Source organism: Streptosporangium sp. NPDC002721, assembly GCF_042888905.1.
In the GTDB taxonomy this organism is placed as follows: domain Bacteria; phylum Actinomycetota; class Actinomycetes; order Streptosporangiales; family Streptosporangiaceae; genus Streptosporangium.
Map to the genome: position 1 here is coordinate 45,700 of NZ_JBIAQI010000005.1, position 13,783 is coordinate 59,482.

Consider the following 13,783-nt stretch of genomic DNA (forward strand, 5'->3'; position numbering starts at 1 on the left):
CCTTCATGGACTGGATTGTCAGCCGATCCCTAACGTCAGGGCAGACCGATTTCCATCACATGGAGGTGTGCCCATGGCGCTCGACTTGTACGAAAAAACGAACCTTTCCACCGCACAATTCACCCGTATCCCTTGCGGTGGGTCGAACGACGATGACGGTGAAGGCGAAGCGTGTCCGGAAATGGCCGTCGTCGGTGACGATGTCTTCGCCCTGCGCGACAGCAAGAACCCCGAGGCGGGGACGCTCCTTTTCAACGGCGCCGAGCTGGCCGCTTTGCGCGACGGCATCGGTAGCCTGATCTAGGGCTCCGCGATGCGGCCTTGCCTGTGGCTCCACAGGCAAGGCCGCTGGTAATACAGGGAGAGAACCAATGCACCATTTTCACGCATATACATGGACAGGCCAGGTAGCGCCTTACCTAAACGGCGAAGGCATCCGCAGGCCATTTCATCCTGAATTTTTGTCTTCACCCCTTCCGCCCATGAGATTGTGTGACTGGCTACTCAAGCCGCGCAACCGCGTCGTCACCTCGTTCGACCAAGCCGACCACGCCGCGCACTGGCTCATCGACCAGTACGACGCGGCCTGCCCCTCGTTCCATCTCCCCGATCAAGAAGCGAAAATCGGCCGAGAGCACCGCCATGAGGGAGCGGCGGAGGCACTCCCCGGTGGTACCGACATCCAGTGGGGGTTCCATCTCAAAGGCGAGCGGTTCGCCTCGATGGGAGTCGTCTGCTGCCCGAACAGGCACGCCCCCGGCTACGAATGCCCGGCAGGTCGGTAGTGGCCGACGTCGGCGAGACCGTTCGCCGACAGCGACGTGGAACAACCGACATCACCCGGAAACGGCCTCGCGGGCCGTCGTTTAATGCGTGTCGGGGCGCCCGGGGTGGATGACATGCTGGCGGCGTGAGCGAATCCGATGTCCGTCTGCGCGTCTCCGGCGAGTTGCTGCTGTTCCTGCCCGCGCGGCGGCGGCACGAGTGGCAGCGGGTGACGCCCGACGGGACGTCGACGCTGGGTCATGTCGTGGAGTCGCTCGGCGTCCCGCTGCCCGAGGTGGGGCCGCTGACCGTCGAGGGAGCGGAGGTCGGCAGGTCCTACCAGCCCGCCGCCGGGGACGTGGTCCACGTCCACGCCGTGCCCCGCCCCCAGCCGGTGCCCCTCGAACCTGGGCAGGACGCACCCCGTTTCCTGCTCGACGTCCATCTGGGCACCCTCGCGCGACGACTCCGACTGCTGGGCCTGGACGCGACCTACCACAACGACATAGACGACCCCTCGCTCGTCGTCGAGGCGAACGAGGAACGCCGCGTGCTGCTCACCCAAGACCACGGCCTGCTGTGCCGCCGGGCGCTGTGGTTCGGTGCCTACGTACGGGGAAACAAGGCGCACGACCAGCTCCGGGACCTGCTGGAACGGTTCGCGCCACCGCTGCGGCCGTGGACCCGCTGCACGGCCTGCAACGGGGAACTGGCCCCCGTCGACAAGACCGAGATCGACGGCCTGCTGGAGACCGGGACCAGGCGCTCCTACGACATCTACGGCCGCTGCTCGGAATGCGGCCAGATCTACTGGCGCGGCGCGCACGGCGAGCACCTGGAGGAGATCGTACGCTCGGCCATGCGCATGGTCGGCCCGGAGTCGCGGGTCGGCGGGGGGCAGCGCTGAGGCCGGCCGGTCCCGTCCCGGGAGCACCACGCGGGTGAGGCGACTCCCGCCGGCCAAGGAAACACGCGCCGGCCCGGTACCGTCAGGTTCGCCACCTGCCCGGCACCCGCGTACCCACCTGGGGATGAAAGAGGCGTAGGGACCGCTTCCCTCGAGGGCTGGTCGTGTTCGGGCAGCTCAGGCGAGATGGTCGAATTCGCCGTCCTTGGCTCCGGACAACCACGCGTTCCACTCGCCGGGAGTGAACACGAGCGTCTCCGCCGTGGGGGCGAGGCGCATCGCCACGTGGTCGTCAACGAACGCGATCGACAGGTGGACGTCGCCGGGGTCGGGGATGGGCAGCCACTCGGCGGCGGTCAACCCGAGGTCCACGGCTGCCGGTTTGGGCAGTTGAGAAGGTGTTTCGGGAAGGTGCGCGGGCAGGTCGTAGGAGCCGTTCCGCGCTTCGGTCACCAGGGATTTCCAGGCGTCGGGGGTGCACAGCAGCCTGGAGCCGTCCGGGTTCCTGGAATCGCGGACGGCGACCCCGGACGAAGTCGGTCTCATCTGGACGCACTGCTGGCCGCTGCCGCTGTAACTGCTGGTGATCCAGCCCTGCTCACCGGTCATCGAATCGCCTTCCTCACGTTCCTGATCAGTGTCACCGACTCGTCGGGGGCGAGGGCTCTGCCGCGTGCGGTCTCGGCGGCCCGGTGATATCGGGCGACGTCATCGGGTGCTTCCACGAAGATATCTCCGAAAAGACCTTCCTGATGAGCTACAGACGGGTCTTCTTTGTCAGGAAAGTCCAAAATGGTGAATTCACCGTCCAAGCCGGGGTGGCCACCCGTGGCGAAAGAGATGACCTGAAGGGTGACCGCCGGGTGCGCGGCGATGTCGATCAGGTGGTCGAGCTGGGCGCGGGCGACCTGCGTGCCGCCGACCTGTCGCCACAGAATGGCCTCGTCGAGAACGGCGGTTACCTGAGGCGGTTCGGCACGCGCGAGAAGTCGGTGCCGGGTGATCCGCGCTTCGGCACGTCGGCTTATCTCCTGTTCGGAGCCGTCCAGCAGAGTCGACGCGATCAGGGCGTGGGCGTAGTCGGGGGTTTGCAGCAGGCCTGGAATGTTCTGGGCGACGAAGGTGATCGCCGAGGCGTCGTCTTCCAGGACGAAGTACGACCCGCCCTTGTACATATCGCTGTAGGCCAGCCACCAGCCGCGTTTCCACGCCTCCCGGCAGAGTTTGGCAAGCGCTTCGGCACGCGGAGAAGGCACACCGTAGACACCGAGAAGCAGTTCGAGGTCTTCGAGGATCAGACGGCTCTCCCCGGCTTCGACCCGGTAGATCTTCGAGCGGGACCAGCCGAGCCGTTTGGCGACCTGCTCGGGAGAAAGGCCGCATGACTCGCGAATGGCACGCAGTTCTCGCAGAAGTCGGCGGCCACGGACCGACAAGCTGTAGCGCATTCCGTCACCTCTATGTCCGTTTTTGAGATGGCTTCTCCCCAATTCAGCCTGGCGTCTCGGCTGCGAATTTGGGATTTCTCATCAATGAGCAGTTGCGGGTTAAGGAAGTCTCACATAATGATAGCCCGGACAGCACGCTCCGTAGCGAGGAAGTCGCAGTAAGTCCCAGTCGGCTCGATCGCGGAACCGCCTCTGTTCCCACCCGTTAGGAGCAACGATGCTCATCGAGCGCGTTCCCGTCCCAGATCCCGGCGAGTACGGCAGATCCCGCAACCGCTTCCGGATGATCGCCTGGTGCCTGCCTCCGGGCAACGCGGCCCGGCGCGCCCGGGAAGTGTTCCGCGATCGGCTGACCAAGCTGCCCTTGGCCGACGACGTGCTCGACGAGTTGGAGATCGTGGTCTCCGAGCTGGTCACCAACGCCGTCCGCTACGCCCCCGGTCCCTACGAACTCCGCCTCCTGCACGACCACGGTCTGCCCGTCCGCGCCGAGGTTGTCGACGCCGGAGCCGGAACCACCCTCATCGAGCACCTCCTACACCGCCCCCTGCCTGTCCCCGAACGCGTCGACGACCTCGAACTCGGCGGCCGGGGCCTGCGCATCGTCGCCGAACTCACCCACGGGCGTTGCGGCACCCAATGGACCCGCCTGTGCGGTACCGGTCAACTCGGCACCGTCGTTTGGTTCGACCTGCCGACCTGGCAACACCAGCCCTGACCTCCGGGGCAGCCGGGATCGTCCCCCGATCCCCCGGCCTCGGAGCCGGTCCACGCCGACGGCTCCCCGTGCCGAGCATGGACCGTACGAAAAGGCCGGCGTCCCGGACCCGATTCCCCCCTCGTCCGGGACGCCGGCCTCCCCGTTTCCCACTACGGAAAGCGTCAGTTCCCATGGCCGCCGTCCACATGTGGTGTCTCTGTTCCTCTTCCAGGCTTCCCGGTGCCGTATCAGACAACGTGCGCCCTGTTCTGAGTTGGTCCGTGTACCTTGCGGGCGGGTGGGCGAGCTGGAAGGCTCCGGTTATGTCGATCTTGGTCAGGGGTGCCGCGCGTGAGGACGTGTCCGCGCTGGTCCGCCTGCGTCTCGCGAACGCCGAAAGGCATGTCCAACTCAATCCGGCCGTCTATCGCGTTCCCGGCGTCGAGGCCGTGCGCGGGCACTTCGAGGAGGTGCTCTCGACCGGCTCCAAGACGCTAATCCTGGTCGCCGAGGTGGCGGGTGAGGTGGTGGGCATGGTGGAGGTGGTCCCGCTGGCCGATCCCCCGGACCATCAGATCCTGGCTCCCCGCCGCGCGGCCGAGGTCCACACCGTCGTCCTGGACGGGATCGCGGCGAGGGTATCGGGGCGGCCCTGCTGACGGCGGCGGAGCGGGCCGCCGCGGAACACGGTGTCTCGCTCATCTACGCCGGCATCTTCACGTCGAACCAGGGGGCCGTCCGCTTCTACTCCTCGGCGGGCTTCGGACCGCGCGGAACCTTGCTGAGCAAGGAGCAAGGCGCGCCCTTGAACGGCTGACGCGCCTTCAGCCTTTTCCTTCTGAGTGTGGACATCGATCTCAGGCTGTCCGCCGTTTTCTCGTAGTCGATCGGACAGAGGCTTGACGCCGCCCCGGAAGCCGAACGCCGGGGTACCGCGCATTCCTCGCATTCCTCACGCGCGGTACCTTGGCAAGGATGAGACAAGCAAAGCCGGATATGGCGTGAAAGGCATAGGCCCGTGCAGGCCACGCACAATTGCGCTGTCCGCGCTCATGATCTTTGTTTTTTGCATAGTGTTTCTCCCCCGCGTGCTGTATGGAGCACTCGTGGAACATCAGATCGAGACGGCATCCGAGAACCTGCTGGAAGAATACGCCGAACAGGTCGGTCAGCGACTCCAAGCCGACCCCGCGGGAAATTCCTGGCGCAGCGTACGAGGGGCTCGCGTTCTCGGCGAGAGACGACCTGATCAAGGCTCTCTTGTCATCTCAACAACGATCTTGGTGGAAAGCGGAGGTATACTCTTCGCTTCGGGATTGGAAATCAGGTGCTACGACATCTTCTTCAGCCACATCGGGGAGTCGGGCCAGCGATACGATCTGGACAAGATTCCGGGATGTGACGAGGAACTACGCGGACCGGCAATTCCGGGCCCCTCGTGACCACGAATGATTTCCGGCAGGGCCCATATGAGAACATCGGGATGCAGCGATCCAGGAAAGAGCGGGCCTGTCCGCCGCGCGGTTCACCCGCATTCCCCGGAGTCAAACGGCGAGATCCTCCACGAACCCGGGACGGTTCACGTGCCGTCGGCCTCGGCGAGGGTGTGGGCGACGAGGGCGTTGGCGTGGCCGTGTCCCAGGCCGTGCTCGGTCTTAAGCCAGGAGACGAGCTCCATGTGCTTGGTCAGGGGCGAGGAGCGGATGAGCTCCTTCCACTCGGCGATCGGGCGGCCGTACTTCTTCTCGATCGAGGGGAAGTAACTCGCCGGGCCCTTCACAGCGTCAGTCATGTCCGCAGTATCCCATTCGCCCCGGTTAACCCTGCGCGCGACGACCATCCTGGAACCAAGATCATATGATTCGGGGTCAGGGCGGGTGGATGGGCGTAATCTCCCTGGAGGACACCGGAAGGCAGGAGATTCCCCCAATGGCCGATGAGCCGACCGTCTCGAACCCGTCATCCCGTTCGCCGGAGGACGCGCGGCGGCCCGGGATGGAACGGATCGACGCCGAGGTGCCGCACTCGGCCCGCATCTGGAACTACCTGCTGGGCGGGAAGGACAACTTCGCCGTCGACCGCGAGGCGGGCGAGAGGGTGTCCGCCGTCTTCCCCGGCATGGTCGACGTCGCCCGCCACTCCCGGTACATGCTCGCCCGCGTGGTGCGTCACCTGGCCGGTGAGGCGGGCATCCGCCAGTTCCTGGACATCGGCACCGGGCTGCCCACCGTCGACAACACCCACGAGGTCGCCCAGCGGGTGGCGCCGGACTCGCGCGTCGTCTACGTGGACAACGACCCCCTGGTGCTGGTGCACGCCCGTGCGCTGCTCACCAGCACGCCCGAGGGCGCCACCGACTACATCGAGTCGGACGTGCGCGACCCCGAGCACATCCTGCGGGCGGCCGCGAAGACGCTCGACTTCGGCAGGCCCACCGCGCTGATGCTGATGGGCATCATGGGCCTGATCGCCGACCACGACGAGGCGCTCTCGATCGTGCGCCGGTTGATGCGGGACCTGCCCTCGGGCAGCTACCTGGCGCTCTACGACGGCGTCGACACCGATCCCGCGTACGTCGAGGCGATGCGGCGCCACAACTCGGGCAGCGGCGTGGTCGCCTACACGCCGCGCAGCCCGGAGCTGATCGCCCGCTACTTCGACGGCCTGACGCTGCTGGAGCCGGGCGTCGTGCCGGTGCAGCGGTGGCGGCCCGACCCCGCCCCCTGGGGCGAGGTTCCCGAGGTGGCCTGCGCAGGCGGCGTCGCGCGCAAACCCTGACCGCGCGACCATGTCACCGCGCCACCGCGCGCCGCGCCCGCTCGCCCGGGAACCGGCGGAGTCCGTGGCGGTCGGTTCGGCGCCGGCTGCACGCGCCGTGCCGCACGGGAACCGGGCCCGCCGGATGACGGTAAGCCCGGAGATATCGGGGTTTTCGCGTTAATGGTCAGGGATTCCATGCGATGACATAATCCCGGCGTGGCGGTCATCTTCCGGGTTCTCGGGCAGCTCGAAGCGTACGTCGACGGAGAGCCGGTCGATCTGGGCGGGCCGCGCCCCCGGCTGCTGCTCGCGCGGTTGATCTTCGCGCGCGGCGCCACGGTGTCGGTGGACGTGCTCCTGGACAGCCTGTACGGCGAGGACCAGCCCGCCCGCGCGCTGGGAACGCTGCACAGCTACATCTCCAACCTCCGGCGGATCCTCGAACCCGGCCGAGCGCCGCGCACAGCGTCGGCGGTGCTGCTCAACCGCCCGCCCGGGTACGCGCTCGGGGAGCACGAGGTGGACGCCGACACGTTCACCCGCCTGGCCGAGGCGGGCGCCTACGAGGAGGCGCTGCGGCTGTGGCGCGGGACGCCGTACGAGGAGTTCGAGGACGCGGACTGGCTGCGCCCGGAGATCGAGCGGCTGCGGGAGGCGCATCTCTCGACGAGGGAACGGCACCTGGCGCGCCTGCTCGACGAGGGGCGTCCCCACGTCGTGGGCGAGCTCGAGACGCTCGTACGGGCAAACCCGCTGCGGGAGGGGCTCTGGGAGCTGCTCGCCCTCGCGCTGTACCGGCTCGGGCGGCAGGCCGAGGCGCTGAAGGCGCTGCGGTCGGCGCGGGCGCACCTGGCGGAGGAACTCGGGCTCGACCCCGGGCCCGGCCTCCGGCGCCTGGAGGCGTCGATCCTCGCGCAGGATCCCGCGCTCGCCCCCGCCCCGCCGGTCCCCGTCTCCCCTGTCTCCCCCGCGTCCCCGCCGCCGGTGGCCCCTCCCGCGCGGCTCGTCGTGGGCAGGGCGGCCCAGCTCGAACGCCTGCGCGACCTGGCCCTGGAGGTCGAGCGCGGCCGTCCCGGCATCGCCGTCGTCTCCGGGGAGCCGGGCATCGGCAAGACCTGGCTGGCCGAGGCGTTCGCGGACGGCCGCTCGGCGGCGGGGTGGCGGGTGGCCTGGGGGCGCTGCCACGAGACCTCCGGCGCCCCCGCGCTGTGGCCGTGGCGGCAGGTGGTCCAGCGGCTGAGCGCCGAGGTCCCGCCCGGGGAGGAGTGGACGGGCTCGCTGCGCGTCCTGCTCGGGGACGGCGTACCCGGCGCGGCTCCCGAGCGGCCGGCCGAGACCGGGGAGGCCAGGTTCCGGCTGCACCGGGCCACGGCGGCCTACCTCGACCTGGCCGCACGCGACCGGCCCGTGCTCGTGGTGATCGACGACCTGCAGTGGGCGGACTCCGCGTCGCTCGGCCTGCTGTCCGATCTGGCGGTCCTGCTCCGGGGCGGGGTCGGCGTCGTCATCACGACGCGCTCGGGAGAGGGCCCGGCGGAGGTGTACGACACGCTGGGCATGCTGAGCCGCCACAACGCGCTCCGGCTGCCGCTCACGGGGCTGGACCCCGGCGCCGTGGCGGAGCTCGCGGGGTCCGCCGGGCTCTGCGGCCCCGACGGCTCCGGCGACTCCGGCGAGCTCGCGGCGCTGACCGAACGCACCCGGGGCAACCCGCTGTTCATCCGGGAGACGCTGCGCCTGGCCGAGGACATCGGCATCGGACGGGCCCTGAAGGCCGTCCCCGAAGGGCTGGCCGACGTGCTGCGGCGGAGGATCATCCGGCTGCCCGCCGCCCACCGGGCCGTCATCGAGGCCGTGGCCGTGGTCGGCGACGGCACCGACCCGCTCGTCATCGCCGAGATCGCCGGCGACGACGCGTCCGAGGCCCTGGACACGGCCGCCGGCCTGCGGCTGCTGTCGGACGACGGGCGATTCACGCACGACCTCGTCCGCGAGACCGTGTACGGGGACATCCCGGCCCGGCGCCGGGCCGCGCTCCACCTGGCCGCGTTGCGCGCCCTCGAACGCCGTCCGGGTCCCAACCTCGCCGCGCTCGCCCGGCACGCCCTGGCCGCCGGACCCGCCGCCGGGGCCGACGCGGTGCGGTGGGCGTCCGCCACGGCCGCGCAGGCCTCCGGGCGGCTGGCCTACGCGGACGCCGCCCAGTGGTGGCGGCGGGCCGCCGACGCCCACGGCCGCCTGCCGGGCGCCGACCCGGCCGGACACGTCGAGATCCTGCTCAACCTCGTCCAGGCCCAGCTGGACGCCGGTGACGGGTACGGGGCCCGGGAGGCGCGGGCGGAGGCCGTACGCGCCTCCGACGGCCCCGGCGACCCGCTGCTCACCGCCAGGGCGCTCACCAGCCTGGAGGCGCCCCAGCTGTGGAAGTTCCACCGCTACGGCGACATGGAGCTCCAGGTCGTGCGGCGCATCGAGGAGACGCTGGCGGCGCTGCCGGAGAAGGACTCGGTGCTGCGCTGCCGCCTGCTCGGCTGTCTCGGCACGGAACGTTACGACTCCACCGGCGACCCCCGGTGCGACACGGCGACCCGCGAGGCCCTGGCCATGGCCCGCCGCCTGGTCGCGAAGGGAGAGGCCGGCACGCGGCTGCTGGCGATCACGCTCAACGCGCGCTACCAGGGCGTCCACCTGCCCGAGTACCTCAACGAGATCAACGCCATCGGCGAGGAGCTCGTCGGCCTCGGCATGCCCGGATTCGAACTGCTCGGATGGCTGATCCTGGAACGTACCAGGCTGGAGCTCTTCGACGTGGCGGGCGCCGACCAGGCCGGCGAGCGGGCCCGCACGCTCATCGAACGGCTCGACCTGCCGTGGCCGAGGTTCCAGCACCTGATCTGGGCGGGCTCCCGCCGGCTCGTCGACGGCGACCTCGACGGCGCCGACGCCCGGTACGCGCTCGCCGCCGAGGCCGGGGAACAGCTCAACCTCTGGCACACCCGCATCGCGCTCGACACCGTCATGATGGCCCGGTACCTGCACCCCGGCGACGTCGCCGCGGTGCGCGAGGAGGTCGAGGAGCTGGTCGGGGCGTTCGTCTTCCCGTCCCAGCGGCAGATGCTCCAGGTGCTCGTCGCCGCCTCGCGGGGTGATACCGCGGCCGTCCGCGAGCTGACCCGCGACGGCTGGCAGGTCCTGACCCGGGACTTCCTCGAGCTCCCCACCCTGTGCGTGAGCGCTCTCGCCCAGCTCGCGGCGGGCGACCGCGCCGCCTGCGACGCCACCTACGCGCGGCTGCTGCCGTACGAGGACAGGCTGGCGATCGGCGCGGCGACGTTCCCGGCCGGTCCGGTGGGATACTTCCTCGGGCTCGTCGCCACCGATCCCGGCGCCGCGCGGGCCCATCTGGACGCGGCGGCCGAACGCTGCGAGCGCGCGGGCCTGACCTGGTGGGCCGCACGCGCGCGAGCGGCCCGCGCGGCCCGCTGACGGGCGCGGGGACGCGAAGACGGGTGCGGAAACGCTGGGACGAGCGCGGGGACGCGAAGACAGGTGCGGAAACGCGGGGAAGAGCGCGGGGACGCGGGGACGAGCGCGGAAACGCGGGGACGAGCGCGGGGACGCGGAGCAGCCGGTGCCAAGTGCGCGCCAAGTGGCCGTGAAGAGGACCCGCGCATGGTGAGGGCATGACAACCCCGACGAACCTCACCCGGCGCCGTCACGGCGACCCCGCCCCCGACCTCGTGCTCTTCCTCGCCTTCCACGCCGGCCTGCGCCGCGACTTCGCCCGCCTGGCCGCCGCGCTGGACAGATGCAATCCGCGCGACGTGAGACGCCGGGCCCTGATCGACGAGCACACCGCGTTCATGCTGCGCGCCCTTCACCACCACCACTCCGGCGAGGACGAGGACGTCTGGCCGCTGCTCCGCGCGCTGGTCCCCGAGTCCGAGCCCGTCCTGGACCGGCTGGAGGCCGACCACCAGGAGATGGACACCGTCATCGGCAGGCTGTCGGCGGCGAGACGCCCCGCGGCGGAGCAGGCCGATGACCTGCGACGGCTGCACGAACTGCTGTACACCCACCTCGCGCTGGAGGAGTCGGAGGTCGTACCGCTGATCACCGAGCACGTGAGCCCGGCGTGGTGGGAGGAGTCGGGAAAGAAGATCACCAGGAGTCACGGCCGCGACCTCCCGATGGTCGCGGCGTGGACGCTGGACGCCGCCGATCCCGGGGCCCGCGAGCACATCCTCACGACCGCCCCTCTGATCATGCGGGTCCTCTACCGGCTGTCCTGGCGCCGCGCCTACGAACGCCGCGCCGGCCAGGTCTTCGGCTGACGCCGCGCTCCGCCTACCGGGATCCCCGCCGCCCGTTCAGCAGGCCGGGGATCCACCGCCGGAACCTCGAACGCGCGGCGTGAACGGCACCGGCGGCCACACGTCCCCTTCCGGAGCCGGCTGTCCCGCTTTCCCGTCCTCTCCGTCCTCTCCGTCCTCTCCGTCCTCTCCGTCCTCTCCGGAAGACCGTGCCCCCTTCCCGGGGCGGCCGATCGTGAACGGCTTCGGCGACGCCCCGGTCGGCGACCGGCATCACGCCGCGTGTGTCCGCTCATCCTTTGAGGCCCGCGGCTCTGCGCTCGACCCTTCCGGCGAACTCCGCCCAGGCGGCGGCACTCTCCTTCACCGCCTGGCAGACCAGATCCACGCAGTGCTCGGGAACCGCGTCGATCAGCTGTTCCCGATCCGGCGTGAGCGCGTCACTCATGCTGAGCATGCGCAGAAGGAGCCGGCCTCGCTCCCCTGATCGCATGGCCGGGTCCCTGATCAGGGTATGCAACGGTGACGTCCGGCGCCGGTCGCCTCCCGCCTCGGGTGAGCGCACCTCGGAGGCGGCCCCCGGGAGAGAACCGCCGGACGTGGCAGGCCTCGCGTGCGGAGCCGCGTCAGGGCGCGCGTCAGCGGATCGCGATGATCTTGGCAGCGGACTCTCCCCCCTCTCAAGACGATCGCGGACATCGCGCACCGTGTTCGGCGAGATCCCCGCCTGTCTCGCGATCCGCCGCAGCGAGGCATGCGGCTCTTCGACCATCAGCTCAGCCGCGCGGATCCGGCCCGCGGAGCTGTCCAGCGGGCGGATGCGGCCGTCGTCTCCCAGCCGTGACACCGGCTGGGCGTTCCCGGTGGACACAGAACGACGCACGTTACCCACCGTCCGGGCCGACAGCCCGGCCACCTTGCCGACCATCCTGTCCGACCAGTGCGGGTGCGAGCGGACGATCCGGCCGGCGGCCGCGGCGCGATCAGCGGCCGACAACGGCAGGCCGTGCGCGATGTTCTCCCTCACGGCGATCACGAAGGCATCGTGTTCGTCGCCGTCGAAGAACCGCACGCGGATGTTCGTATCCCCACGCAGCATCGCCGCCCGCAGCCGGTGCATCCCGTCGACGACCCGCATCGTGGGCCGGTGCACGATCACCGGGGGCAGCGCGGCCTCCACGCTGAACAGCAGACGTATGTGCTGCGGATCCTCCCCCATGCTCCGCGGCGTGTCCGCCGAGAGCAGCGAGCGGACGGGAACCGACTCGACCTCGGACAGCGTGGAGCGGTAGTCCTCGTCCGATGCTTCCTTCGCGGTCTGGCCTGTACGCGACGAGGCGCTTGTCGCGGCCCGATGAACCAATCTGCTTTCCCCTCCGACGAGGCTTTCTGCTTCCCGTTCCTCCTGCGGGCCGGCCTCCACCCCTCGGGCGCCCCTTCCCCGCTCCCGTGGGGATTTCCCTCGTACCATCGCAGGTCGCACACTCGGATTTGCCGTACCGGTTGTCTCGATCTTGCTCCGCGCGCCCTGTCCGCACCGATGCCGCGACGAACCGTCACCTTTCGAGGCCGCCACGCTGATCGGTTTCCGTTCGATGGAGCGCCTGGGACCGCGGGTGGGTCGCGAACCGTTTCTCCTTCCCTGGGCCGGGTGCCGCCTCGTGCCTGTGACCGGGGGCCGGGTGGATGTGAGAGGTCGCCCGGGCCGACGTGGTTCTCGCGGGGTGCGCCAGGCTCCCTCTGTGATCATTCTTGTCGCGGTCGAAGCGGGACGTCATTGCCGGTTTCCGCACAACTGTTGCCGGTTTCCGCATCATCTCGTGGTGAGGTGGTGGCGGTAGTCGGCCGGGGAGAGGCCGTAGGTGGCGCGGAAGACGCGGCTGAAGTGCGCGTTGTTGGCAAAACCCCAGCGGGCGGCGATGGCGTGGATCGGCCGGGAGTTCAGGGCGGGGTCGGCCAGGTCGCGGCGGCAGCGCTCCAGTCGACGTGAACGGACCCACGCGGCCACACTCATCCCCTGCTCCTGGAACAGCTTGTACAGGTAGCGGACGGAGATCTGGTGGGCGGCGGCGATGGTCTCGGCACACAGGTCCCCGTCGCCCAGGTGCTGTTGGATGAAAGCGTGGATGCGCGTCCGCAGAACCTGCCGGTGGTTCTCCGGGGAGAGCGCGGCCTCGGCCTCCAGGAAGTGGGCGCACGTCGCGGTGAACAGGTCCAAGGTGATCGCCGACAGACGGGCGGCGTCGGCGGCGGTGTAATCGCTGGAGTTCCGGATCAGCGCGATGAGATGGTTGACCAGCAGCGCGCCGATTCCTCGGGTGCCACTCAGGCGGGTGGCGGTGAGCGGGGTGAGTTTGTCCAAGGGCAGCGGCACCAGTGCCCGGGGGAACTGCAGGATCATGCCTTCGACGTTGCCGGTGCCGTCGGTGGCGGTGTGCGCGTGGAAGGGGTGGGAGGAGTCGTACAGCAGGAGGTCGTGGGGTGAGACGACGGCCTGGCGGCCGTGGTGGTCCAGGGCCATGGTGCCGCGCAGGGTCAACGACAGGGAGTAGATCTCGGGGTCGGAGCGGCGCACCATGAGCGAGGTGCGCCGGGAGTGCAGCGGCGGGTAGGAAAGCCGCGTCAGCTGGACCGCGCCGAGATCGAGCAGATGCAAACTGGCGGAGAATTCTTTTTCGTTGTCGCTTCGTACCAGGGTTGGTGCGAACGCCTGGGTGATCATCTCGTACCACCGGTCGAACCGGTCGGCCACGGGAAGGTCCTGGCTGCGGAACACCGTCTCCATCATCGCTGATTCTCCGCTGGGCGTTTCGTCTTTCACAAAAGGCGCGGTGACGGATTTCCTTGCCCATCAGCAGGCGGGAAACCCCTCCCACATCCCGGGGTCGAT

Annotated in this window: 15 protein-coding genes; 10 read left to right on the top strand and 5 right to left on the bottom strand. The window is 69.7% G+C overall.

What is annotated here, in order from left to right:
- The first annotated feature begins 73 nt into the window (after window positions 1–73).
- The 3 genes from ACFYWM_RS07985 (at window position 74) to ACFYWM_RS07995 (ending at window position 1,672) form a co-directional block, all read left to right on the top strand.
- On the top strand, window positions 74–304 hold the full coding sequence (locus ACFYWM_RS07985) for a DUF397 domain-containing protein (protein WP_389910374.1): 231 nt from the start codon (window positions 74–76) through the stop codon (window positions 302–304).
- A 178-nt stretch (window positions 305–482) separates the two neighbouring features.
- Window positions 483–785, top strand: coding sequence for a hypothetical protein (locus tag ACFYWM_RS07990; protein WP_389910377.1), 303 nt, complete (start codon window positions 483–485; stop codon window positions 783–785).
- Between the two features lie 125 nt (window positions 786–910).
- Window positions 911–1,672, top strand: a complete 762-nt coding sequence (locus tag ACFYWM_RS07995) for a Mut7-C RNAse domain-containing protein (protein WP_389910380.1) — start codon at window positions 911–913, stop codon at window positions 1,670–1,672.
- A 177-nt stretch (window positions 1,673–1,849) separates the two neighbouring features.
- Here ACFYWM_RS07995 and ACFYWM_RS08000 read toward each other — a convergent pair whose 3' ends face one another.
- Together ACFYWM_RS08000 and ACFYWM_RS08005 are read right to left on the bottom strand one after the other, a co-directional pair.
- Window positions 1,850–2,281 carry a DUF397 domain-containing protein gene (locus ACFYWM_RS08000; RefSeq protein ID WP_389910383.1) on the bottom strand — a complete coding sequence of 144 codons (432 nt, stop codon included), beginning with the start codon at window positions 2,279–2,281 and terminating at the stop codon, window positions 1,850–1,852.
- Window positions 2,278–3,120 carry a helix-turn-helix domain-containing protein gene (locus tag ACFYWM_RS08005; protein ID WP_389910385.1) on the bottom strand — a complete coding sequence of 281 codons (843 nt, stop codon included), beginning with the start codon at window positions 3,118–3,120 and terminating at the stop codon, window positions 2,278–2,280. Before ACFYWM_RS08005 ends, ACFYWM_RS08000 begins: the two co-directional genes overlap by 4 nt.
- Before the next feature lie 217 nt (window positions 3,121–3,337).
- Here ACFYWM_RS08005 and ACFYWM_RS08010 point away from each other — a divergent pair, with 217 nt between their 5' ends.
- The 4 genes from ACFYWM_RS08010 (at window position 3,338) to ACFYWM_RS08025 (ending at window position 5,262) form a co-directional block, all read left to right on the top strand.
- Window positions 3,338–3,838, top strand: coding sequence for an ATP-binding protein (locus ACFYWM_RS08010; protein WP_389910388.1), 501 nt, complete (start codon window positions 3,338–3,340; stop codon window positions 3,836–3,838).
- Window positions 3,839–4,143: 305 nt separating this feature from the next.
- A complete protein-coding gene (locus ACFYWM_RS08015) occupies window positions 4,144–4,479 on the top strand; it encodes a hypothetical protein (RefSeq protein ID WP_389910391.1) in 336 nt (111 codons plus the stop codon).
- Complete coding sequence (locus ACFYWM_RS08020; RefSeq protein ID WP_389911109.1) at window positions 4,476–4,637, top strand: GNAT family N-acetyltransferase; 162 nt, start codon at window positions 4,476–4,478, stop codon at window positions 4,635–4,637. Before ACFYWM_RS08015 ends, ACFYWM_RS08020 begins: the two co-directional genes overlap by 4 nt.
- Before the next feature lie 289 nt (window positions 4,638–4,926).
- Window positions 4,927–5,262: a hypothetical protein gene (locus tag ACFYWM_RS08025; protein ID WP_389910394.1), complete on the top strand. Its 336-nt coding sequence runs from the start codon at window positions 4,927–4,929 to the stop codon at window positions 5,260–5,262.
- 137 nt (window positions 5,263–5,399) lie between these two features.
- On the opposite strand, the gene ACFYWM_RS08030 is transcribed toward ACFYWM_RS08025, so the two are convergent.
- Complete coding sequence (locus ACFYWM_RS08030) at window positions 5,400–5,612, bottom strand: DUF4287 domain-containing protein (RefSeq protein ID WP_389910397.1); 213 nt, start codon at window positions 5,610–5,612, stop codon at window positions 5,400–5,402.
- A gap of 203 nt (window positions 5,613–5,815) precedes the next feature.
- Here ACFYWM_RS08030 and ACFYWM_RS08035 point away from each other — a divergent pair, with 203 nt between their 5' ends.
- The 3 genes from ACFYWM_RS08035 to ACFYWM_RS08045 all read left to right on the top strand — a co-directional run bounded on the left by ACFYWM_RS08035 (window position 5,816) and on the right by ACFYWM_RS08045 (window position 10,914).
- Window positions 5,816–6,598 carry an SAM-dependent methyltransferase gene (locus ACFYWM_RS08035; protein ID WP_389910400.1) on the top strand — a complete coding sequence of 261 codons (783 nt, stop codon included), beginning with the start codon at window positions 5,816–5,818 and terminating at the stop codon, window positions 6,596–6,598.
- A 198-nt stretch (window positions 6,599–6,796) separates the two neighbouring features.
- A complete protein-coding gene (locus ACFYWM_RS08040; RefSeq protein WP_389910403.1) occupies window positions 6,797–10,066 on the top strand; it encodes a BTAD domain-containing putative transcriptional regulator in 3,270 nt (1,089 codons plus the stop codon).
- 197 nt (window positions 10,067–10,263) lie between these two features.
- On the top strand, window positions 10,264–10,914 hold the full coding sequence (locus ACFYWM_RS08045) for a hemerythrin domain-containing protein (RefSeq protein ID WP_389910406.1): 651 nt from the start codon (window positions 10,264–10,266) through the stop codon (window positions 10,912–10,914).
- 271 nt (window positions 10,915–11,185) lie between these two features.
- Here ACFYWM_RS08045 and ACFYWM_RS08050 read toward each other — a convergent pair whose 3' ends face one another.
- Window positions 11,186–12,316: a ParB N-terminal domain-containing protein gene (locus ACFYWM_RS08050; protein WP_389910409.1), complete on the bottom strand. Its 1,131-nt coding sequence runs from the start codon at window positions 12,314–12,316 to the stop codon at window positions 11,186–11,188.
- Between the two features lie 390 nt (window positions 12,317–12,706).
- Window positions 12,707–13,678: a helix-turn-helix domain-containing protein gene (locus ACFYWM_RS08055; RefSeq protein WP_389910412.1), complete on the bottom strand. Its 972-nt coding sequence runs from the start codon at window positions 13,676–13,678 to the stop codon at window positions 12,707–12,709.
- Between the last annotated feature and the right edge of the window lie 105 nt (window positions 13,679–13,783).